At 68.7% G+C, this 20,735-nt stretch carries 20 protein-coding genes; 13 read left to right on the plus strand and 7 right to left on the minus strand.

Annotation, left to right across the window (positions count from 1 at the left end; genetic code table 11):
• Nucleotides 1-8: 8 nt before the first annotated feature.
• The gene (gene galU, locus KHC28_RS03580; RefSeq protein WP_214006965.1) at nt 9-899 is read left to right on the plus strand and encodes a UTP--glucose-1-phosphate uridylyltransferase GalU; all 891 of its coding nucleotides are present in this window, start codon (nt 9-11) and stop codon (nt 897-899) included.
• 33 nt (nt 900-932) lie between these two features.
• Here the strand turns inward: galU and KHC28_RS03585 are convergent, their stop codons facing one another.
• The 3 genes from KHC28_RS03585 to clpB all read right to left on the minus strand — a co-directional run bounded on the left by KHC28_RS03585 (nt 933) and on the right by clpB (nt 5,160).
• Complete coding sequence (locus KHC28_RS03585; protein WP_312893068.1) at nt 933-1,385, minus strand: NfeD family protein; 453 nt, start codon at nt 1,383-1,385, stop codon at nt 933-935.
• 11 nt (nt 1,386-1,396) lie between these two features.
• Entirely contained in the window at nt 1,397-2,386 is a 990-nt protein-coding gene (locus KHC28_RS03590; protein ID WP_376772592.1) for an SPFH domain-containing protein, read from the minus strand.
• 158 nt (nt 2,387-2,544) lie between these two features.
• On the minus strand, nt 2,545-5,160 hold the full coding sequence (gene clpB, locus KHC28_RS03595; RefSeq protein WP_214006966.1) for an ATP-dependent chaperone ClpB: 2,616 nt from the start codon (nt 5,158-5,160) through the stop codon (nt 2,545-2,547).
• Between the two features lie 269 nt (nt 5,161-5,429).
• Between clpB and KHC28_RS03600 the strand changes: the two genes are divergently transcribed.
• Nucleotides 5,430-6,059, plus strand: coding sequence for a hypothetical protein (locus KHC28_RS03600; protein ID WP_214006967.1), 630 nt, complete (start codon nt 5,430-5,432; stop codon nt 6,057-6,059).
• Between the two features lie 15 nt (nt 6,060-6,074).
• Here KHC28_RS03600 and ubiG read toward each other — a convergent pair whose 3' ends face one another.
• Nucleotides 6,075-6,827 carry a bifunctional 2-polyprenyl-6-hydroxyphenol methylase/3-demethylubiquinol 3-O-methyltransferase UbiG gene (gene ubiG, locus KHC28_RS03605; protein ID WP_214006968.1) on the minus strand — a complete coding sequence of 251 codons (753 nt, stop codon included), beginning with the start codon at nt 6,825-6,827 and terminating at the stop codon, nt 6,075-6,077.
• Between the two features lie 189 nt (nt 6,828-7,016).
• On the opposite strand from ubiG, the gene KHC28_RS03610 reads away from it, so the two are divergent.
• The 5 genes from KHC28_RS03610 (at nt 7,017) to KHC28_RS03630 (ending at nt 14,255) form a co-directional block, all read left to right on the plus strand.
• The gene (locus KHC28_RS03610; protein ID WP_214006969.1) at nt 7,017-8,270 is read left to right on the plus strand and encodes an aspartate kinase; all 1,254 of its coding nucleotides are present in this window, start codon (nt 7,017-7,019) and stop codon (nt 8,268-8,270) included.
• A 97-nt stretch (nt 8,271-8,367) separates the two neighbouring features.
• Nucleotides 8,368-10,635, plus strand: coding sequence for a phosphoenolpyruvate--protein phosphotransferase (ptsP, locus tag KHC28_RS03615; protein ID WP_214006970.1), 2,268 nt, complete (start codon nt 8,368-8,370; stop codon nt 10,633-10,635).
• A complete protein-coding gene (gene prfA / locus KHC28_RS03620; protein WP_214006971.1) occupies nt 10,632-11,726 on the plus strand; it encodes a peptide chain release factor 1 in 1,095 nt (364 codons plus the stop codon). The genes ptsP and prfA overlap by 4 nt, the downstream gene beginning before the upstream one ends.
• Before the next feature lie 3 nt (nt 11,727-11,729).
• A complete protein-coding gene (prmC, locus tag KHC28_RS03625) occupies nt 11,730-12,584 on the plus strand; it encodes a peptide chain release factor N(5)-glutamine methyltransferase (protein ID WP_214006972.1) in 855 nt (284 codons plus the stop codon).
• A 636-nt stretch (nt 12,585-13,220) separates the two neighbouring features.
• A complete protein-coding gene (locus KHC28_RS03630; RefSeq protein WP_246564263.1) occupies nt 13,221-14,255 on the plus strand; it encodes a DUF4167 domain-containing protein in 1,035 nt (344 codons plus the stop codon).
• A 203-nt stretch (nt 14,256-14,458) separates the two neighbouring features.
• Here the strand turns inward: KHC28_RS03630 and KHC28_RS03635 are convergent, their stop codons facing one another.
• Nucleotides 14,459-15,289 (minus strand): MOSC domain-containing protein, encoded by an 831-nt coding sequence (locus KHC28_RS03635; protein ID WP_214006974.1) that lies wholly within the window; start codon nt 15,287-15,289, stop codon nt 14,459-14,461.
• Between the two features lie 166 nt (nt 15,290-15,455).
• Between KHC28_RS03635 and thpR the strand changes: the two genes are divergently transcribed.
• The 5 genes from thpR to KHC28_RS03660 all read left to right on the plus strand — a co-directional run bounded on the left by thpR (nt 15,456) and on the right by KHC28_RS03660 (nt 18,542).
• The gene (gene thpR, locus KHC28_RS03640; protein ID WP_214006975.1) at nt 15,456-15,989 is read left to right on the plus strand and encodes an RNA 2',3'-cyclic phosphodiesterase; all 534 of its coding nucleotides are present in this window, start codon (nt 15,456-15,458) and stop codon (nt 15,987-15,989) included.
• Between the two features lie 93 nt (nt 15,990-16,082).
• A complete protein-coding gene (locus tag KHC28_RS03645) occupies nt 16,083-16,478 on the plus strand; it encodes a YkvA family protein (RefSeq protein ID WP_214006976.1) in 396 nt (131 codons plus the stop codon).
• Nucleotides 16,479-16,698: 220 nt separating this feature from the next.
• Nucleotides 16,699-17,211: an invasion associated locus B family protein gene (locus tag KHC28_RS03650; RefSeq protein WP_214006977.1), complete on the plus strand. Its 513-nt coding sequence runs from the start codon at nt 16,699-16,701 to the stop codon at nt 17,209-17,211.
• Between the two features lie 111 nt (nt 17,212-17,322).
• Nucleotides 17,323-18,096: a hydroxyacylglutathione hydrolase gene (gene gloB, locus KHC28_RS03655; RefSeq protein WP_214006978.1), complete on the plus strand. Its 774-nt coding sequence runs from the start codon at nt 17,323-17,325 to the stop codon at nt 18,094-18,096.
• 17 nt (nt 18,097-18,113) lie between these two features.
• On the plus strand, nt 18,114-18,542 hold the full coding sequence (locus tag KHC28_RS03660; RefSeq protein ID WP_246564265.1) for a cupin domain-containing protein: 429 nt from the start codon (nt 18,114-18,116) through the stop codon (nt 18,540-18,542).
• Nucleotides 18,543-18,554: 12 nt separating this feature from the next.
• Here KHC28_RS03660 and yddG read toward each other — a convergent pair whose 3' ends face one another.
• Nucleotides 18,555-19,436, minus strand: a complete 882-nt coding sequence (yddG, locus tag KHC28_RS03665) for an aromatic amino acid exporter YddG (protein ID WP_214006980.1) — start codon at nt 19,434-19,436, stop codon at nt 18,555-18,557.
• Nucleotides 19,437-19,489: 53 nt separating this feature from the next.
• Here yddG and KHC28_RS03670 point away from each other — a divergent pair, with 53 nt between their 5' ends.
• A complete protein-coding gene (locus KHC28_RS03670; protein ID WP_214006981.1) occupies nt 19,490-19,930 on the plus strand; it encodes a hypothetical protein in 441 nt (146 codons plus the stop codon).
• On the opposite strand, the gene phbB is transcribed toward KHC28_RS03670, so the two are convergent.
• Nucleotides 19,905-20,630: an acetoacetyl-CoA reductase gene (gene phbB, locus KHC28_RS03675; RefSeq protein ID WP_214006982.1), complete on the minus strand. Its 726-nt coding sequence runs from the start codon at nt 20,628-20,630 to the stop codon at nt 19,905-19,907. The genes KHC28_RS03670 and phbB overlap by 26 nt on opposite strands.
• Between the last annotated feature and the right edge of the window lie 105 nt (nt 20,631-20,735).

A 20,735-nucleotide genomic window follows, 5' to 3' on the forward strand; every position in this document is an offset into this window, starting at 1 on the left:
AGTTGCAGATGACCCATATTCGCAAGGCGATCCTTCCCGTTGCCGGTCTCGGCACCCGCTTCCTGCCCGCCACCAAGGCGGTTCCCAAGGAAATGCTCACCGTCGTCGACCGCCCGGTCGTCCAGCATGTCGTCGACGAGGCGCGCGCCGCCGGCATCGAGCACATCGTCTTCGTCACCGGCCGCAACAAGGGCGTGATCGAGGACCATTTCGACCGCCAGTACGAACTCGAGGCCACGCTCTCCGAGCGCGGCAAGCACCAGCTGCTCGACACGCTGCGCGCCGAGACCCTGGGCCCGGGCAAGACCAGCTTCACCCGCCAGCAGCTGCCGCTTGGCCTCGGCCACGCGGTGTGGTGCGCCCGCGACATCATCGGCAACGAGCCTTTCGCGCTGCTGCTGCCGGACATGCTGCACAAGCCGCGCAACGGCAAGAGCTGCCTCGCCCAGATGGTCGAGGCCTATGACAAGGTGGGCGGCGGCAACCACATCGCCGTCTACGAGGTGCCGCACGACCAGACCGACCAGTACGGCATCGTCGGGCAGGGCGACGAGATTTCCGACCGCGTGCACCGCATCGCCAAGATGGTCGAGAAGCCGAAGAAGGAGGTCGCCCCCTCCAACCTCGCCATCTCCGGCCGCTACATCCTGCAGCCGGAGATCTTCGACCTGCTGGAGACCCAGGAACGCGGCGCCGGCGGCGAGATCCAGCTGACCGACTCGATGCTGAAGCTGGCCAAGAAGCAGGACTTCTACAGCGTCACCTTCGACGGCTCGATCTATGATTGCGGCTCGAAGCTCGGCTTCCTGATGGCCAACGTCGCCTATGCGCTGGCCCGACCCGACATCGCCGAGACCTTCCGCCCCGAACTCGACGCGCTGCTCGCCAGCAACGTCTGAGACCGAGGGCCGCCAACACTCGAGGGAGCTGGCTCAGGCCGCCGCTCCCTCGGGACGCACCTTGAGCGTCGCCCCGTCGACGCCGGTGACGATGACCCGCGCCCCGGCCGGGCAATCCTCGCCCACCACGCGCCACACCGTGTCGTCGACCCGCACCTGGCCGACGCCGCCGGCGATCGGCTCGCGCAGCACGAAGGCCCGGCCGATCAGCGCCTCGGTGCGCCGGTTGAGGAACGGCCGGTCGCTCGCCTTCGGCACGCGGGGGAAAAGCCGCCGGCCGAGCAGCAGCATGACGAAGGCCAGCACCACATAGACGGCCACCTGGCCCTGCCAGCCGATCTCGAACAGCGGCACGACCAGCCCGGTCGCCAGCGCCGCCACGCCGAGCCAGATCAACTGGGCGCCCGGCAGCAGCAACTCGCCGAGCAGCAGCAGGCCGGCGACAATGAACCAGATCCAGATACCGATCTCCGCCAGAAGCGTCACCGCCGCCTCCCTCAGGCCGACGGATCGGCCGGCGCGCCGGAGGCCGGACCGGTAGGCCGCATGCGCGGTCGTGCCGGAACGGCCGCCTCGCCGAAGGCGCCACGGGCGATCTCGGCGATGCCGGCCAGCGAGCCGATCACCGCCGTCGCCTCATAGGGCAGGATCAGCGTCTTCTGGTTGGGCGCGGTCGCCATTGCCTCCAGCGCCTTCACATATTTCTCGGCGATGTAATAGTTCAGCGCCGCCGGATCGCCGGACGCCACCGCGGCGGACAGCATCTGCGTCGCCTTGGCGTCGGCCTCGGCGAGGCGCTCACGCGCCTCGGCGTCGCGAAACGCGGCCTCGCGCCGTCCCTCGGCCTGAAGGATCTGGCCCTGTTTCTCGCCTTCGGCGCGCAGGATCTCCGACTGGCGCTGGCCTTCCGCCTCCAGCACCACCGCACGCTTCTCGCGCTCCGCCTTCATCTGCCGCGCCATGGCGGTGACGAGGTCGGCCGGCGGCACGATGTCCTTGATCTCGATGCGGGTGATCTTCACGCCCCAGGGCGCGGCGGCGGCATCGACCACCTTGAGCAGGCGCTCATTGATCTCGTCGCGGTGCGACAGCAGCTGGTCGAGATCCATGGCGCCCATCACGGTGCGGATGTTCGTCGTGGTCAGCGCGAGGATGGCGAGATCCAGCCGGGCGACCTCGTAGCTGGCGCGCGGAGCGTCGAACACCTGGAAGAAGGCGATGCCGTCCACCGCCACCGTGGCGTTGTCGCGGGTGATCACCTCCTGCGTCGGCACGTCGAGCACCTGCTCCATCATGTTCATCCGGGTGCCGATGCGGTCGATGAACGGGATGATGATGTTGAGGCCCGGCGTCAGGCTGCGGGTGTAACGGCCGAATCGTTCCACCGTGTACTGGTAGCCCTGCGGAACGGTCTTCACGCCGGCGAAGATGGTGGCGATCGCCAGCACCAGAAGCACGACGACGAACAGGTTGAGGCCGATCAACATGGGGCACTCCGCGGGCGCCTGAAAGCGACGCCGGCGGAGTGTGGCGCGCGGCGAGGCCGGCGGCAAGGCGGACCGCTTACGCAGACACCCTCCTGAAATGACGACGGCGCGGCCCTCACCGGGCCGCGCCGCGTATCATCGGGTCGGAGCGACCGCCGTCAGGCGGCCTCCTCCACCGAGGGACGGGTGTCGAACAGGAGTTCGCCCGCCCCACGCTCGACGCTCACCACGTCGCCATCCTTCACCGTGCCGGCGAGGATGCGGCCGGCCAGCGGATCCTGCAGCAGCTTCTGCATCACCCGCTTGAGGGGACGCGCGCCATAGGCCGGGTCGTAGCCCTTCTCGGCGAGGAAGTCCCGCGCCTCGGGGGTCAGCTCCAGCTGGATCTTGCGCTCGTCGAGCAGCTTCTGCAGACGCTTCGCCTGGATATCGACGATGGCACCCATCTGCTCGCGCCGCAGCCGGTGGAACAGCACGATCTCGTCGATGCGGTTGAGGAATTCCGGCCGGAAGTGCCCGCGCACCACGTCCATCACCTCGTCACGCACCGCCTCGGTGTCCTGCCCGTCCGGCTGGCTCACCAGGAACTCGGAACCGAGGTTCGAGGTCATGATGATCAGCGTGTTGCGGAAGTCGACCGTGCGGCCCTGGCCGTCGGTCAGGCGACCATCGTCCAGCACCTGAAGGAGCACGTTGAACACGTCCGGATGCGCTTTCTCCACCTCGTCGAACAGCACGACCTGATAGGGCCGGCGCCGGACGGCTTCGGTGAGGGCGCCGCCCTCCTCATAGCCGACATAGCCGGGAGGCGCGCCGATCAGCCGGGCGACCGCGTGCTTCTCCATGTACTCGGACATGTCGACGCGCACGAGCGCGGTGTCGTCGTCGAACAGGAAGGCCGCCAGCGCCTTGGTCAGCTCGGTCTTGCCGACGCCGGTCGGGCCGAGGAACATGAACGAGCCGATCGGCCGGTTCGGGTCCTGCAGGCCGGCCCGCGCGCGGCGCACCGCCGTCGAGACGGCTTCCACCGCCTCCTTCTGGCCGATGACGCGCTTGGCAAGCTCCTCTTCCATGCGCAGCAGCTTTTCCTTCTCGCCTTCGAGCATCTTGTCGACCGGCACGCCGGTCCAGCGCGACACCACGCCGGCGATGTGATCGGGCGTCACCGCCTCCTCGACCATCGAGCCGGCCTTCACCTCGGCGGCGAGATCCTTGGTCTCGATCTCGGCAAGCTTCTTCTCCAGCGCCGGGATGGTGCCGTAGGCCAGCTCGCCCGCCTTCTGGTACTCGCCATTGCGTTGGGCGATGGCGAGGTCGGCTCTCGCCTTCTCAAGGTCGCTCTTCAGCTTCTGGGCGTCGCCGAGCTTGTCCTTCTCCGCCTTCCAGCGCGAGGTGATCGACGAGGACTGCTCCTCGAGATCGGCGAGTTCCTTCTCCAGCTTCTTCAGCCGGTCCTTCGAGCCGGCGTCGCTCTCCTTCTTGAGCGCCTCCTGCTCGATGCGCAGGCGGACGATCTCGCGGTCGATGCTGTCGAGCTCCTCCGGCTTGCTGTCGACCTGCATGCGCAGGCGCGAGCCGGCCTCGTCGATGAGGTCGATCGCCTTGTCCGGCAGGAAGCGGTCGGTGATGTAGCGGTTCGACAGGGTGGCCGCCGCGACGAGCGCGCTATCGGTGATGCGCACGCCGTGATGCAGCTCGTACTTCTCCTTGATGCCGCGCAGGATGGACACCGTGTCCTCCACCGTCGGCTCGGAGACGAAGACCGGCTGGAAGCGGCGGGCGAGTGCCGGATCCTTCTCGACATGCTTGCGGTACTCGTCGAGCGTGGTGGCGCCGACGCAGTGCAGCTCGCCGCGCGCCAGCGCGGGCTTGAGCAGGTTGGAGGCATCCATCGCCCCGTCCGCCTTGCCGGCGCCGACCAGCGTGTGCATCTCGTCGATGAACAGGACGATGCCGCCCTCGGCCGCCTGCACCTCGGAGAGCACCGCCTTCAGCCGCTCCTCGAACTCGCCGCGATATTTCGCGCCGGCGATCAAGGCACCCATGTCGAGCGCCAAAAGGCTCTTGTCCTTCAGGCTCTCCGGCACGTCGCCATCGACAATGCGCAGAGCGAGGCCCTCGACGATGGCGGTCTTGCCGACGCCGGGCTCGCCGATAAGCACCGGGTTGTTCTTGGTGCGCCGCGCCAGCACCTGGATGGTGCGGCGGATTTCCTCGTCACGGCCGATCACCGGGTCGAGCTTGCCCTCGCGGGCGTCCTTGGTGAGGTCGCGGGAGTATTTTTTCAGCGCGTCATAGGCGTTCTCGGCGGTGGCGCTGTCCGCGGTGCGGCCCTTGCGCAGCACCTCGATGGCGGCGTTGATCTTCTGCGGGCTCGCACCCGATTTGTTGAGGATCTTGCCGGCCTCGCTGTCCTTCTCCAGCGCGAGCGCCAGCAGCAGCCGCTCGACGGTGACATAGCCGTCGCCGGCCTTCTTCGCCGCCTTCTCGGCGGCGTCGAAGACCCGCGCGGTCGCCGGCGCGAGATAGACCTGCCCGGCGCCGGAACCCTGTACCTTGGGCAGCTTGTTCAAGGCGGCTTCGGTGTCGGCGAGCACCATGCGCGCATCGCCGCCGGCGCGCTGGATCAGCCCGGCGCACAGCCCCTCGGGATCGTCGAGCAGCACCTTGAGCAGATGCTCGGAGGTGAACTGCTGATGGCCCTCGCGAAGGGCAAGCGACTGGGCAGACTGGATAAAACCGCGCGCGCGCTCGGTATAGGTCTCGAAATTCATAGGTCTTTGCCTCCTGGCCCCCCGTTCGTCTCGGAAGCACGAACGGCTCATGCGGGACGGCGGCGCCCGTATCCCGGCCGCCGCGACGGACCCCGATCAGGCAGCCCGCCCGACCTCATGTAGTGTGGCAGATGGGCAACGGAAGGGGGGCCGCGACCAGAAAATACCGATCCGCGCCGACGCCCGGCAAGGCACGGCCGAGGGCGCCGTTCTGCGCTATAATGGGCATGTCGGGTGGCGCTCGGCCGCCCGCAACATGGGAGGCCGTCATGGCTTTCGACGCCCGTGAACACCCGGCCCGCAAAGAGGCAGTCGGCCTCTTCGGCTCTGCCCAGGACCTGGAGCGCGCCGTCAAGGATCTGGAGACCGCCGGCTTCGACCGCAGCGAACTCAGCATCCTCGCCAGCGAAGAGACCGTCCGGCGTCGGCTCGGCCGCGACTGGCTGGCGACCGGCGAGCTGGCGGACCCGTTCGCCGTGCCGCGCGCCTCCCACGAGGAGAGCGAATCGCTGGCCGAGGCGCGGGGCGGCATCGTCGCGGCCGCCGCCCATGTGCCGGCGACGATCGGCGGCGTCATCACCGCCGCCAGCGGCGGCGTCACGCTGGCCATCGTCGCCGTCGCCCTCGCCTCCTGCGGCGTCGGCGGGGCGGTCGGGTTGTGGCTGGCGCGGCTGTTCGGCCGCGAGCACTCCGCCGCGATGACCGGGCACCTGCGCGATGGCGGCCTGCTGCTCTGGGTCTATGCCCGCGACACCACGCACGAGGCGCGGGCGCTCGGCATATTGCGAGCCGCCGGCGCTACCGCGGTGTACCTGCACACCCTGCCGCCGCCGCCGGCTCCGAGCGAGGCGGAAAGCTTCGTGCCGATCACCCGGCCGGAGAACCGCATCGTCTATTGAGAGCGGCGCGACAGGCTAGGCCGGCCGCTCGGCCAGCATCATGTAGTTGACGCCGAGATCGCGCGACCGGCGCCATTCGCCGAGGAGCGGATTGAACACCACCCCCTCGCGGTCGGTCACCGCGAGGCCGCCGGCACTCATCGCCGCCGCAAGTTCCTCCGGCGTGACGAAGCGCTTCCAGTCATGCGTGCCCTTGGGCAGCCAGCCGAGCACATATTCGGCGCCGACAATGGCGAGGGCGAAGCTGCGGCCGGTGCGGTTCAGCGTCGCCGCGCACATCAGACCGCCCGGCTTCACCATCGCCGCCGCGCTGTTCACGAACAGCCCGACATCGGCGACATGCTCGACGACCTCCATCGCCAGCACGACGTCGAAGCGCTCGCCCGCCTCGGCCAGCGCTTCGGCGGTGGTGGCGCGGTACTCGACCGGCGCGCCGCTCTGCTCGGCGTGCAGCGAGGCGACGCGCACATTGCGCTCGGCCGGATCGATGCCGACCACGCTCGCCCCCATCCGCGCCAGCGGCTCGCACAAGAGGCCGCCGCCGCAGCCGATGTCGAGCAGGCGTAGCCCCTCGAGCGGGCGCATGGCGCGGGGGTCGCGGCCGTAATGGGCGACGATCTTCTCGCGCAGATAGGCGAGCCGTACCGGATTGAACTTGTGGAGAACCCCCATCTTGCCGCGCGGATTCCACCATTCGGCGGCGAGCGCGGCGAAGCGCTCCACTTCGCGAGGATCGACGGTGGTGGCGGTGTCGGCGGTCTCGGTCATCAGGCGCTCTCAGGTCCATCGGGCGGAACCGGCCGCGATACGTCGCAGCCGGGAAGAATTCCAAGCTCGCGCTCCCCTGCGCGCAGGCGTTGCGGGCGGGGCACGAGGTGGATATGTATACGCGCCTTTTCGGCCGGGGGATGCCTCCCTCGCGCCCGACATAAGAACAAAGCGGTACGGTTTCTTCCCATGGCACGTCTGGTGATGAAGTTCGGCGGCACGTCCGTCGCGAACATTGAGCGCATCAAGAACGTCGCCCGCCACGTCAAACGCGAGATCGAGGCCGGGCACGAGGTCGCGGTTGTGGTCTCCGCGATGTCCGGCAAGACCAACGAGTTGGTCGCCTGGTGCCGCGAGGCGGCGACGCTGTATGATTCGCGCGAATACGACGCCATCGTCGCCTCCGGCGAGCAGGTGACGTCCGGTCTGTTGGCCGTCGCGCTGCAGGACATGGGCATTCCGGCCCGTTCCTGGCAGGGCTGGCAGCTGCCGATCTCCACCGATGACGCGCATGGCTCGGCCCGCATCCTGTCGGTGAACGGCGACGAGATCGTCCGCCGATTCGGCGCCGGCCGCGAAGTGGCCGTCATCGCCGGCTTCCAGGGCATCCACGAGCCGACCGGGCGCATCACCACGCTGGGGCGCGGCGGCTCGGACACCAGCGCGGTGGCGGTCGCCGCCGCCATCAAGGCCGATCGCTGCGACATCTACACCGATGTCGACGGCGTCTACACGACCGACCCGCGCATCGTCCCCAAGGCCAAGCGCCTCGACAAGGTGGCCTTCGAGGAGATGCTGGAAATGGCGTCGCTGGGCGCCAAGGTGCTGCAGGTGCGCTCGGTCGAGATGGCCATGGTGCACAAGGTGCGCACCTTCGTGCGCTCCAGCTTCACCGACCCGGACGCTCCGGAACTCAAGACCGCCGGCGACCCGCCGGGCACCCTGATTTGCGACGAGGAGGAAATCGTGGAGAGTGAAGTCGTCACCGGCATCGCCTTCGCGCGCGACGAAGCCCAGGTGAGCATCCGCCGCGTGCCGGACAAGCCGGGCATCGCCGCCAACGTCTTCGTGCCGCTGGCCGACGCCAACATCAATGTCGACATGATCGTGCAGAACGTGTCGGCGGAAGGCTTCACCGACATCACCTTCACCGTGCCGACCGCCGATTTCGAGCGCGCCAAGGCGACGCTCGCCCCGGTGAAGTCGGAAATCGGCTTCGGCACCATCGAGGGCGCCACCGATGTGGTGAAAATCTCGATCATCGGCATCGGCATGCGCTCACATGCCGGTGTGGCGGCCCGCGCCTTCAAGGCGCTGTCCGAGCGCGGCATCAACATCCGTGCCATCTCCACTTCCGAGATCAAGATCTCGGTACTGATCGATGCGGCCTATACCGAACTTGCCGTGCGGACGCTGCATTCGGTATACGGGCTCGACGCCTGACGGCATCATTTCGGCGGCGCGGCCTTCGCCGCGCCGATTCTTCGACAGATCCGGGCCTCGGACAATTCCGAGACGGACCGGAATCCAGGGACGGCCGATGCGTAGCGCGCTCGGTGGTCCGCGCGTGCTGCTGCGCCGCCTGCGCGAAGTGATGGCGGAGCCGGTCAGCGCGCAGGACCGCCTCGACAAGATCGTGGTCCTGATCGCGGCCAACATGGTGGCCGAGGTCTGCTCGGTCTATGTGCTGAGAGTCGACGGCACGCTGGAGCTCTACGCCACCGAGGGCCTCAACCGCAGCGCCGTGCATCTCACGGTGATGCGCATCGACGAAGGCCTCGTCGGCACCGTCGCCCGCGAGGCCGAGCCGATCAGCCTCTCCAACGCGCAGGCGCATCCGGCCTTCTCCTACCGGCCGGAGACGGGCGAGGAGATCTACCACTCGTTCCTCGGCGTGCCGATCCTGCGGGCCGGCAACACGCTCGGCGTGCTGGTGGTGCAGAATCGCGCCCATCGCTCCTACACAGAGGAAGAGATCGAGGCGCTGCAGACCACCGCCATGGTGCTCGCCGAGATCATCGCCTCCGGCGAGCTCACCGCCCTCGCCTTGCCCGGCGCCGAACCCGCCGCCCGCCGGCCGCTGCACCTCACCGGCAGCGCGCTCTCCGAGGGCATCGGCCTCGGCCATGTGGTGCTGCACGAGCCGCGCATCGAGGTGACCAAGGTCATCGCCGACGACGTCCCGGGCGAACTCGACCGACTCGACCACGCGGTCGAGACACTGCGCGCCTCCATCGACACCATGCTGGAGGACGAGGGCGTCGCCCGCGTCGGCGAGCACCGGGAGATCCTCGAAGCCTATCGGATGTTCGCCCACGACCGCGGGTGGATCAACCGCATGCGCGAGGCGGTGATGACCGGCCTCACGGCGGAAGGCGCGGTCGAGCGCGTGCAGTCGGACACTCGCGCGCGCATGCTGCGCATGACCGACCCGTATCTGCGCGAGCGGATGCACGATCTCGACGACCTCGCCAACCGGCTGCTGCGCCAGCTCACCGGCCGCGCCGGCGGGCCGGAGAAGATGGCGCTGCCCGACAATGCGATCATCGTCGCCCGCAACATGAGCCCGGCGGCGCTGCTCGACTACGACCGCACCCGCATTCGCGGCCTGGTTCTGGAAGAGGGCGCGGCGACCAGCCACCTCACCATCGTGGCGCGCGCGCTCAACATCGCGGCGGTCGGGCATATCGAGAACATCGTCGGCCTGGTCGATGCCGGCGACCCGGTGATCGTCGATGGCGTCTCCGGCGAGGTGCATGTGCGCCCGCCCACCGATGTCGAGGGCGTCTATGTCGAGAAGGTGCGGTTCCGCGCCAAGCGGCTGGAGCAATATGCCGCGCTGCGCGACGTGCCGACCGTCACCCGCGACGGCGTCGCCATTGACCTGCACCTGAATGCCGGCCTGCTGGTCGACCTGCCGCATATCGACGAGACCGGGGCGTCGGGCATCGGCCTGTTCCGCACCGAATTGCAGTTCATGATCGCCTCGGCCTTCCCGCGCACCAATGAGCAGCTCAAGCTCTACCGCGCGGTGCTCGATGCGGCCGACGGCCGGCCGGTGGTGTTCCGCACCCTCGACATCGGCGGCGACAAGGTGCTGCCCTATATGCGGGCGATCGAGGAGGAGAACCCGGCGCTGGGCTGGCGGGCGATCCGCCTCGGCCTCGACCGGCCCGGCCTGCTGCGCAGCCAGGTGCGCGCCCTCCTGCGCGCCGCCAACGGCCGCGAGCTCCGGCTGATCTTCCCGATGGTGGCGGCGGTGGAGGAATTCGACCGTGCCCGCCACATCGTCGAGCGCGAGCTCACGCATCTGCGCCGCCACGGCCACGGCCTGCCCGAGCGGGTGCTGGTCGGGGTGATGCTGGAAGTGCCCTCGCTGCTGTTCCAGCTCGACGCGCTGTTCGAGCGCATCGACTTCGCCTCGGTCGGCTCCAACGACCTGGTGCAGTTCCTGTTCGCCGCCGACCGCGGCAATCCGCGCGTCGCCGACCGCTTCGACCCGCTCTCCCCGGCGGCGCTCAATGCGCTGAAGACCATAGCCGACGCCGCCGAGCGGCACGGCAAATCGGTGACGCTGTGCGGCGAGCTCGCCTCGCGGCCGCTGGAGGCACTGGCGCTCGCCGCCATCGGCTATCGCAAATTGTCGCTGTCGCCGGCCGCCTATGGCCCGGTGAAGGCGATGTTCCTTGATCTCGACCTCGGCGCCGTCGCCCGGCTGGTCGAGCCGCTGCTGAAGAGCGAGGCGCATATTGCGAGCCTGCGCCCGCATCTGAAAGCCTTCGCCGAAACCACCGGCCTGCCCCTGTGACCACCACTCTCCCCGACGCCCGGCTCGACCAGCTTCTCGCCCGTCACGCCGAAATCGAACACGCGCTCTCCGCCAGCCCGGAGGCGGACGCCTATGTGCGGCTGTCGCGCGAGTTCGCGGACCTCTCGCCGCTGATCGAGCGGGTGAAGGCGCTGCGTGCCGCCGAGCGCGAGCTCGCCGATGCGCGCCACCTCGCCGAGGACGCCGCCGGCGACCGCGAAATGGCCGAGCTCGCCGCCGCCGAGGCCGCCGAGCTGGAGGAGAAGGTCGAGACGCTCGCCCACGACGTGCGCCTCGCTTTGCTGCCCAAGGACGCCATGGATGAGCGCGGCGTCATCCTGGAAGTGCGCGCCGGCACCGGCGGCGACGAGGCGGCCCTGTTCGCCGGCGACCTGTTCCGCATGTATGAGCGCTTCGCGGCGCTGAACGGCTGGTCGGTCGAGGTTATGTCCACCAGCGAGGGCACCGCCGGCGGCTACAAGGAAATCGTCGCCGCCATTCACGGGCGCGGCGCCTATGCCAAGTTGAAGTTCGAATCCGGCGTGCACCGCGTGCAGCGGGTGCCGGAGACCGAGGGCTCGGGGCGCATCCACACCTCGGCCGCCACCGTGGCGGTGCTGCCCGAGGTCGAGGAGGTCGACATCGCCATCGACGAGGGCGACCTGCGCATTGATGTGTTCCGCGCCTCCGGCGCCGGCGGACAGCACGTCAACAAGACCGAATCGGCGGTGCGCATCACCCATATCCCGACCGGCACCGTCGTCGCCGTGCAGGACGAGCGCTCGCAGCACAAGAACAAGGCGCGCGCCATGGGCATGCTGCGCGCCCGCATCTACGAGGCCGAGCGCGAGAAGCGCGACACCGCCCGTGCCAGCGAGCGCAAGCTGCAGGTCGGCTCCGGCGACCGCTCGGAGCGCATCCGCACCTACAACTTCCCGCAGGGCCGGGTGACCGACCACCGCATCGGCCTCACCCTGTACAAGCTGCCGGAGATCGTCGCCGGCGACGCGCTGGGCGATCTCGTCGACGCGCTGGTGACCGAATATCAGGCGGCGCTGCTGGCCGAGGCCGAATCGGCCGGCTGGAACTAGCCAATGACGACCACCCGAGCCTCGCTGATCCGCGAGATCGCCGGGCTGCTCGCCGGTGCCGGCCTCGACGAGCCGGTGCGCGAGGCCCGGCTGCTGCTGCGCCAGACGCTTGGCCTCGGCGATGTCGAGCTGATCGCCCGCGGCGACGCAGCCGTCGAGGCGCGCGAGGCGGAACGGCTGCGCGACCTCGCCCGCCGCCGTGCCGCCGGCGAGCCGCTGGCCCGGCTGACCGGCAAGCGCGAATTCTGGAGCCTCGACTTCGCGCTCTCCCCCGAGACGCTGGTGCCGCGCCCGGACACCGAGACGCTGGTGGAAGCCGCCCTCAAAGCCTTTCCCGAGCGGCTCCGGCCGCTGCGCGTGCTCGATCTCGGCACCGGCAGCGGCGCGATCCTCGCCGCCATCCTCTCCGAGCGCCCGAACGCCTTTGGCATCGGCGTCGACCGGGCGGAAGGCGCGGCGCGGCAGGCGCGCGCCAACCTCGCCGCCCTCGGCCTCGGGACGCGCTCGGCGGTGCTCGTCGGCGACTGGGGAAGCGCGCTCGGCGGCCGCTTCGATCTCGTCGTCTCCAACCCGCCCTATATCGAAACCACCGCCATTGCCGGGCTGGAGGTGGACGTGCGCGCCCACGATCCCCATATGGCTCTCGATGGCGGCGAGGATGGGCTGGAGGCCTATCGCGCGATTGCCCTTCAGTTGACTGCCCTATTATTGCCCGGTGGCCGGGCCATCCTCGAACTGGGAGTGGGACAGGAACGGGCGGTGGCGCGGCTGGTCGAGGAGGCCGGGCTCGGCATTGACGGTCCGGCACGTGCCGACCTTGCCGGCATAGCCCGCGCTCTCGTTACCACACCGGCGTGAGATTGCCGGCCCGCAGCAAAAAAGGGCTTGGAACGGACTACCGAACCGATTAGTGTCCGGTCTCAGGAATCGACCTGAGACATCATTCACCGTCAGGATGCAGACTTTGGAACGGCTTGCGCGGCCGGGACGGTCCCCTGATCGGAAGTTCTCCCGCAAGGGAGGCCGATGTCACCTAGGACAGGATTGCTTCAGGCATCTGACCGCGTGAGACCATGCGGCAAGGCGTGAGGCTGACGGTAACGCTCAGGGCGTGCCGGCAGGGTGAAATTGCCACGGCGGCGGCCGGCTCGTCCGGTTGCATCTGGCTCCTGGAAGCGAAAGGCGGGTTTGCCCCACCGTTTCGCACATGTTCCGGGGGCTCTGCCGGGTGATCGACCTCCAGGGTTGTACCGCGCGAGCGGACAGTGTGGCGGGTTTCCGCCGGCCCCGACGCCGAGACGCTCAGGAATTGCCCGGTCGAGATTTTTTCCGAAGGCTGCGCCCGATACCGACGATTGTGACGCAAACGAAGACGATACGGACCCCCGAAGCTAGTTGACCCGCTCGCACACTCCCGGAAACGGCGCTTCGGCCCCTCCCGGCGTGCGGCAGCAGAGACCAGACTCAATGCGAAATAATAACCAGCAGAAGCGTATGCGTAGCCGGAACAACAACAACAACGGCAACCGGCGCGGTCAGAACCCGCTCACCCGGGTCTATGAATCCAACGGACCCGACGTGAAAGTTCGCGGCACCGCCCAGACCATCGCCGAGAAATATCTCCAGCTCGCCCGGGACGCGCAGGCTTCCAGCGACCCGGTGGCGGCGGAGAACTATCTCCAGCACGCCGAGCATTATTTCCGCATCATCGCCGCGGTGCAGGCTCAGTTCGGCGTGCAGGGACAGCCGTTCCAGCGCCCGGACGAGGACGAGGACGAATTCGACTTCGAGGAAACCGGCGAAGCCCAGCCGAACCCGCAGTTCCAGCAGCCGCAGCGCGAGGCCCCGCAGCAGCGCGAGGAAGGTGGACGCGAGCCCAACCGCGACGGCTTCCGCGACCGCGACAACTACAATCGCCGTGACAATCGCGAGAACCGTGACAATCGCGAGAACCGCGACAACCGGGATAATCGCGACAATCGCGACCGTAACCAGGATCGCAATCAGGACCGCAACAACCAGCGCCAGGAACGCGGTCCGCGCGACGACCGCGATCATCGCTCCGACCAGCCGCCGCGGCAGAACCGCTGGGAGCGCGGCGAGCGCCCCTATCGCGAAGGACGCGAGAATTACCGCGACCCGGCCAACCAGCCGCAGCCGACCCTCGGCCCGAATGTCGAGGCCGAGATCGGCCTTCCGGCCTTCATCACCCAGAGCACCGGCCCGGCCCCCGCAGCGGTGACGCCGGCGGTTCCGGCGCCCGCGCCGGTGGTCGAGGTCGTGCCGGAGCCCGTCGCGGTTCAGCCCGAGCCGGCTCCTGCCGCACCGGTCCCCGCTGCGCCGCCCGCGCGCCGGAGCCGCGCCGCTTCTGCCGCCGCCGCCGCCCAGCCGACGCCCCCCGAGACCCCGGCCCCCGAGGCGGAAGCGACCACCGATGACGCCGCCAAGCCGCGCACCCGTCGCCGGCGCTATCGCCGCACCGATGCGGAAGGCGAGACCCCGGCGGAGCCCGCCGAAGCCGGCGAGTGAGCCGACCCGCGGCCGGAAGATCGGCCTGACTATTCCTGCAGCCCGGCCTCGTGCCGGGCTGTTGCGTTTCTGGATGGACTGCGAGGAACTGCCGAGCCGTCCGTCGGCGTTGGGCATGCCGAGGCGCCCTCGGCTCGAAGCCGACGTCGAAAGCAGGTCGGGAAGGTGCCGCGATGCAGACGCGGCGGGCCGGAACGGTGCCGCTAGAGCCGCAGGCGCACCGCGTCGCCTTCAGCGATCGCACCACCGGACACCACTTCGGCGAAGATGCCGCAATGATTGTGCCCGAGACGGCGCATCAGCGTGCCGGGAATGTCGAGATCGCGCACCGCAGTGACCGGATCGACATTGGTGGCCGCGCATCGCACGATGGTTTCGGTGATCTTCAGCCGCACCTGCTCGCCGATCTCGATGGTGTGCCCCACCAGATCCATCTCCTCCCACGGCTCCATGCCCGCGAGATAGAGATTGGCACGGAAGCGCAGCGGATCCACAGGCTTGCCGGTCATCGCCTCCAGCGCCTGGCAGCTGGCGAGGTTGATCAGCGAGACGTAGCCCTCGGTAGTGTCGACGAAACGGAAGCCTTCCGGCGCCGCCAGCACCTTCGGCGCGCCACGCAGCTCGTAGCGGGCATAGCGCTGGAAGAACAATTCGATCGCCGCCCGCCCCTCCTCGGTGGAGAGGTCGCCGCGCGCCACCTCACTGCCCTCATGGCGGATGGAGAGCGTGGTGGCGGCATCTTCGTAATGCGCCTCGAGAGCGGCGAGCCGCTCGTTGCGCATCAGCATCAGGAACTTGATCTTCGGCTGGAAGGCCGGCGCCTCGGCAAGGAACCCCGATGGACCGTTCTCGATGGCGAACAGCCGGTCGCCGGGGAAATAGCCTCCGGCGGCCAGCTCGGCGACGTCGAGCCGTTCCGGGGTCAAACCCTTCACCGGATAGCGGTAGATCGACGCGACCGAAGCGAACGCAATCGGCCCCTCCGGCAGTTCGGAAGGAGCGGCGGAGTCGGGGTCGACGAACGATTCGGTCATGGCGGTTCACCATACAGGCTTCGCATCGGGCCGTCAGCTTCGCCGAGGATTGTGACTGACATGCTGCCGTCATATCCATCGCTGCCCTATTTTTATGCTTTTCCTCGGATAGCGAATCCGTATCAAATCGTTGCTGATAATCCCGAGGCTAACAGGGAGGCCGGCTATGCCGCGACTCTTCACCGCCCTCGAAATTCCGGCCCATGTCGCCGGCACGCTGTCGATGCTGCGCGGCGGCCTGCCGGGAGCGCGATGGATCGACCCGGAATTTTATCATGTCACCCTGCGCTTCATCGGCGACGTCGACCACGCGGTGGCGCGCGACGCGGCGGCGGCGCTCGACGAGGTCGACCGCTTCGGCTTCGACCTCACGCTCGACGGCGTCGACCAGTTCGGCAACAACAAGCCGCGCGCCATCTTCGCCGCGGTGAAGACCAATAGCGCGCTCACCGAATTGCAGGCCGAGCACGAGCGGCTGATGAAGCGCATCGGCCTGCCGCCCGAGGGACGCAATTTCCGCCCGCACGTTACCCTCGCCCGGCTGCGCGACGCGGCACCGCGGCAGGTGGCGGACTATCTGTCGCTGCGCGGCTATTTCCGCTCGCCGACCTTCGAGGTGTCGCGCTTCGTGCTGTATTCCTCGCGCGATTCGGTGGGCGGCGGCCCCTATCGCGTCGAAGCGGCCTATCCGTTGATGTAGAGCGCTGCCACGCGGCCGGTTTCGCCTTGCGCCGGACATATTGCGGATGAGGATGAGCGGGGCCATCTCATGGCCATGACGCACGAGGGTCAGATGACCGCCCGCCCCGCCGACGGTTTCGCCGACGATTTCGACTTCAGCGATGCCCAGCGCTTCACCGGTGACGACGAGGCGGGCAACGAGACGCGGGTACGCGCCGGCTTCTGGCGCAAGCTTGCCGGCGTCGCCACCCGCATCCCCTTCGCCGCCGATGCGGCCGCCGCCTATTATTGCGCGCTCGATCGCGACACGCCGGTGAAGGTGCGGGCGGTGCTGTTCGGCTCGCTCGCCTATTTCCTGCTGCCCACGGACGCGGTTCCCGACATCCTGCCCGTGCTCGGCTTCAGCGACGACGCCGCCGTGCTCGCCACCGCGCTCAACCTGCTCGCTGCCCACATCACGCCGGCCCATCGCGAGGCCGCTCGACGGGCGCTCGAGCGAATCACATGAGAGTGAAGGCTTTCCACGGTTTCCACTCGCCGCCGTAAGGCTTCATTTACCTCCCCGATAAAATCACTCGAAGATGAGCCCAATTCTCCGGCAAAGCGGTCACATCCCGGTCGGGAGGGTTCACAGCCGTCCGAGGGGCAGATATCCCTTTAGCGGTCTGAACGGAGCATCGAGCGGAGCCGCATCCGCGGCGGAAGCATAAACACAGGAGCGATCGACGATGGCACGACGCATGGCGCGCGCGGCACTCGCCGGCCTGGCACTGGTACTCATCGGAACGGCGGGCGCCGAAGCGGCGCCGAAGCTGGTCGGTCAGTTCGGCGACTGGGGCGTTTATCTGGACGATAGCGGCAGTGGCAAGATCTGCTACGCGCTCTCCCAGCCGAAGACGCGTGCACCCGCGGGCCTGAGCCGCGATCCCGCCTATTTCTTCGTGAGCACCCGCACCGCCGAGAACGTGAAGAACGAGATCAGCGTTGTCATGGGCTTCCCGCTCAAGGAGGGCTCGGACGCCACCCTCACCATCGGCCCGGCCTCCTTCGACCTCTATACGCGCGGCTCCGGCGCCTGGGTGCGCAACGTCGCCGAGGAGAACCGCCTGCTCGACGCCATGAAGCGCGGCAAGGACGTGGTGGTGAAGAGTTCCTCGGTGCGTGGCAACGTCACCACCGACACCTATTCGCTGAGCGGCATCTCGGCGGCCGTGGATCGCGCCGCGCAGGAATGCCGCTGAGCCGGCTCTCGTATCGCCCGGCACTGTCCCGATGACGCTGCCGGGCGACACGCCCTCCCCGTCCGAGGACGCCGTCCGCCCCCCAATCGGGAACGCCCGCCGAGGAACCCAATGCCGGTCGAGCTTCGCCTGATCCCCTGCCTCGCCGACAATTACGCCGTGCTGCTGCGCGACCCGGTGACGGAGGCGACCGCGGTCGTCGACGTGCCGGAAGTGGCGCCGGTGCTCGCCGCGCTGGAGCGCGAGAACTGGACGCTGACGCATATCCTCGTCACCCATCACCACACCGACCACATTGCCGGGGTCGAGGCGCTGAAAGCCCGCTACGGGGCGACGGTGATCGGCCCCAAGGCCGAGCGCGACACCATTCCCGGCCTGGATTTCGCGGTGGTGGACGGCGATCCGGTGGCGGTGGGCAACCTCGTCGGCCGGGTGCTGGAGACGCCCGGCCACACCAAGGGCCACATCGTCTTCCTGTTCGAGGGCGAGAGGCTGCTGTTCAGCGGCGACACCCTGTTCGTCATGGGCTGCGGGCGCCCCTTCGAATGCGATCCGCCGGTGCTGTGGAACTCGCTGCTGCGGCTGCGGGCGCTGCCGGACGACATCGCGGTCTATTGCGGGCACGAATACACCGTCTCCAACGGTCGTTTCGCGGTGCATGTCGATCCCGACAATGCCGCCTCGCGCGAGGCCCTCGCGCAGGCCGAGGCTCTGCGCGCCGAGGACAAGCCGACGCTGCCGACCAGCATCGGCGTGGAAAAGGCGAGCAACCCGTTCCTGCGCGCCGACGATCCCGAGCTAGCGGTGAAGCTCGGCCTGCCCGACGCCGACCCGGCGGCGGTGTTTACCGAACTGCGCGAACTCAAGAGCCGGTTCCGGGGCTGACGGCGATGGCGGCGCCCATGCTTCAAGCTGCCGACATCATCGCCCGGCTCGGCCTCCTCCCCCATCCGGAGGGCGGGCATTTCCGCGAGACCTTCCGCGACCCACACCGGCTGGAGGATGGCCGCTCGGCCTCCACCGCCATCTATTTCCTGCTGGCCGCCGGTGAAGTCTCGCACTGGCACCGGGTCGACGCCGTGGAGATCTGGCATTGGCATGCCGGGGCGCCGCTCCGGCTTTCGCTGGCGGCGACCGATGCCGGACCGGTGGAGGCTCTGCCGCTCGGCCCCGACCTCGCCGCCGGCGAAGAGCCCCAGCGCGTGGTACCACGCGGCGTCTGGCAGGCGGCGGAAAGCCTCGGCGACTGGACATTGGTCGGTTGCACGGTGGCGCCGGGTTTCGAGTTTGCCGGCTTCGAACTCGCACCGCCCGGCTGGCAGCCGGGCTGACCTCTCCGGCAATCAGCGGCGCGCCAGCAATGTCGCCACGCCGGCGCCGCCGACGATGAGCGCGCAGGCGCCGGCCAGCGCCCAGCTGGCGCTGGCGAAGCCGGTGGCGACCAGCAGCAGCGTCGACAGCACCGGCGCCGCATAGGAGGCGACGCCGAGCAGCCTGATGTCGCCGCGCTTCATGCCGATATCCCAGGTGTAGAAGGCGATGCCGACCGGCCCGATGCCGAGCGCCACGATCGCCAGCCATTCCGTCGCGCCCGACGGCCAGATCGACGGCTCGAAGAGGAGATGGCAGGGCACCGACAACGCCGCCGTCGCCAGGCAGAAGCCGGCCACCGCCTCGGTCGGCACCTTGGCGAAGCGGCGCGCCAGCACCGAATAGCTCGACCAGATCACCGCGCACAGCGCCGCCGCCGCATAGCCGGGCACGTATTCCGGCGAGAAGCCGAAGCCACCGGCACGGGCGCCGAGCAGCAGGATCGTGCCGGCCAGCCCCATCAATGCGCCGATGACGTGGGCGGGGCGCAGGCGCTCGCCCGGCAAAGCCGCCGACATCAGCACGATCAGCAGCGGCCAGAGATAGGCGATCAGCCCGGCCTCGGCCGGCGGCGCCAGCTTCAGCGCCGAGAAATAGAAGAAGTGATAGCCGAACAGCCCGCCGACGCCATGCAGCCAGACCGGCCAGGGCTGGCGCAGCGCCGCCAGCCCGACGCCGCGCACCATCGCCGCGACCAGCCCGACCGCGCCGCCGATCGCGAAGGTCAGCGCGGTGAGCAGGAAGGGCGGCACCGCGCCGGTCGCCGAGGTGGCGAGCGCCAGCGTCGCCCAGAGCAGGATAGCGGACAGGCCGATGAGCGTGGCGGCGGAGCGCGAAATCGAAGCGGACGACATCGGAGCGGGGGAACTCGAAGCGGATATGGGGGCACCTGAAGCGGAAGCCCCTTATGACCGTCGTCCACCGCGCCGCCAAGCCCTTCCTTCCGAGGCCCCCGGAGTGGGCGTCCCCTCCCCCACTCCACCGGATCGAGGCGACGGAAATGGACCTCGGGTCCTTCGCGCAGGCTCGCGACAGCCTCCGACGGCAAGGCGCGGCGATGAACGTCGCCCATTCCGTCGTCGTCTTCAGCGCATTCTCATCCGGCAGCCGTGCCGGCGTCGGCATCGCCGCAGACGGGGGTCAGAATCGACGAGGCGTCGTGGAACGCTCACGCCAATGGCCCGCCATCGTCGCCAAGCTCGAAATCGACGCCGGCGAACGGGAGTCCGATGGCCGGAACGGCGCGGGCGCCCGCCTCAAGGGCGAGCCCGGCACCGCCACCGGCAAGGTCCTCAACGCCGGACCGAACGGAGCCTCACGGCTCAGATCATGTACTGGCCGCCATTGACGGTCAGCGTCGAGCCGGTGATGAACGCCGCCTGGTCGGCCGCGAGGAACACCACGCAACGGGCTATCTCCTCCGGCTCGCCGAGCCGGCCGACCGGAATGTGCGGCAGCACCTTCTTCTCGATCACTTCCTGCGGCACCGCCTTCACCATCTCGGTGGCGATGTAGCCGGGGCAGATCGCGTTTACCGTCACGCCCTTATTGGCGTTTTCCTGCGCCAGCGCCTTGGTGAAGCCGAGATCGCCGGACTTGGCGGCGGCATAGTTGGCCTGCCCCATCTGGCCCTTCTGGCCGTTGATGGAGGAGATGTTGACGATACGGCCGAAATTGCGCTCGCGCATGCCCTCGATGACCTGCCTGGACATGTTGAACAGCGAGTTCAGATTGGTGTTGATCACCGCGTACCACTGCTCGGCGGTCATCTTGTGCAGCATGCCGTCGCGGGTGATGCCGGCATTGTTGACCAGCACGTCGACCGGCCCGACTTCCGCCACCACCTTGGCGACGCCGGCCTTGCAGGCCTCGAAATCCGACACGTCCCATTTGAAGGCGGGAATGCCGGTCGCGGCGGTAAACGCGGCGGCGGCCTCCTCGTTGCCGGCATAGTTGGCGGCGACCTTGTAGCCGGCTGCCTTCAACGCTTCGCAGACCGCCGCACCGATTCCGCGGGTGCCGCCGGTGACCAACGCAACGCGACTCATCTGTCTCCCCCTCTTGGTTTCCGTCCCGGAACCTGCGACGGCTTGTACGTCGTTTTTGTCGATCGACAAGCGACCCAGATGCTTGCCCGACCTCTATTTCCGCAT

The sequence above is a fragment of the Ancylobacter sonchi genome, from assembly GCF_018390695.1.
GTDB lineage: Bacteria > Pseudomonadota > Alphaproteobacteria > Rhizobiales > Xanthobacteraceae > Ancylobacter > Ancylobacter sonchi.

Excerpts from the sequence above, each read along its gene's own strand:
- prmC (WP_214006972.1), top strand. The coding sequence starts at position 11,730 with ATGACGACCACCCGAGCCTCGCTGATCCGCGAGATCGCCGGGCTGCTC.
- KHC28_RS03645 (WP_214006976.1), top strand. The coding sequence starts at position 16,083 with ATGACCGCCCGCCCCGCCGACGGTTTCGCCGACGATTTCGACTTCAGC.
- gloB (WP_214006978.1), top strand. The coding sequence starts at position 17,323 with ATGCCGGTCGAGCTTCGCCTGATCCCCTGCCTCGCCGACAATTACGCC.
- KHC28_RS03635 (WP_214006974.1), bottom strand. The coding sequence starts at position 15,289 with ATGACCGAATCGTTCGTCGACCCCGACTCCGCCGCTCCTTCCGAACTG.
- KHC28_RS03600 (WP_214006967.1), top strand. The coding sequence starts at position 5,430 with ATGGCTTTCGACGCCCGTGAACACCCGGCCCGCAAAGAGGCAGTCGGC.
- KHC28_RS03610 (WP_214006969.1), top strand. The coding sequence starts at position 7,017 with ATGGCACGTCTGGTGATGAAGTTCGGCGGCACGTCCGTCGCGAACATT.
- KHC28_RS03670 (WP_214006981.1), top strand. The coding sequence starts at position 19,490 with ATGACCGTCGTCCACCGCGCCGCCAAGCCCTTCCTTCCGAGGCCCCCG.
- KHC28_RS03590 (WP_376772592.1), bottom strand. The coding sequence starts at position 2,386 with ATGTTGATCGGCCTCAACCTGTTCGTCGTCGTGCTTCTGGTGCTGGCG.
- ptsP (WP_214006970.1), top strand. The coding sequence starts at position 8,368 with ATGCGTAGCGCGCTCGGTGGTCCGCGCGTGCTGCTGCGCCGCCTGCGC.
- KHC28_RS03650 (WP_214006977.1), top strand. The coding sequence starts at position 16,699 with ATGGCACGACGCATGGCGCGCGCGGCACTCGCCGGCCTGGCACTGGTA.
- yddG (WP_214006980.1), bottom strand. The coding sequence starts at position 19,436 with ATGTCGTCCGCTTCGATTTCGCGCTCCGCCGCCACGCTCATCGGCCTG.
- KHC28_RS03660 (WP_246564265.1), top strand. The coding sequence starts at position 18,114 with ATGCTTCAAGCTGCCGACATCATCGCCCGGCTCGGCCTCCTCCCCCAT.
- thpR (WP_214006975.1), top strand. The coding sequence starts at position 15,456 with ATGCCGCGACTCTTCACCGCCCTCGAAATTCCGGCCCATGTCGCCGGC.
- phbB (WP_214006982.1), bottom strand. The coding sequence starts at position 20,630 with ATGAGTCGCGTTGCGTTGGTCACCGGCGGCACCCGCGGAATCGGTGCG.
- KHC28_RS03630 (WP_246564263.1), top strand. The coding sequence starts at position 13,221 with ATGCGTAGCCGGAACAACAACAACAACGGCAACCGGCGCGGTCAGAAC.
- ubiG (WP_214006968.1), bottom strand. The coding sequence starts at position 6,827 with ATGACCGAGACCGCCGACACCGCCACCACCGTCGATCCTCGCGAAGTG.
- galU (WP_214006965.1), top strand. The coding sequence starts at position 9 with ATGACCCATATTCGCAAGGCGATCCTTCCCGTTGCCGGTCTCGGCACC.
- clpB (WP_214006966.1), bottom strand. The coding sequence starts at position 5,160 with ATGAATTTCGAGACCTATACCGAGCGCGCGCGCGGTTTTATCCAGTCT.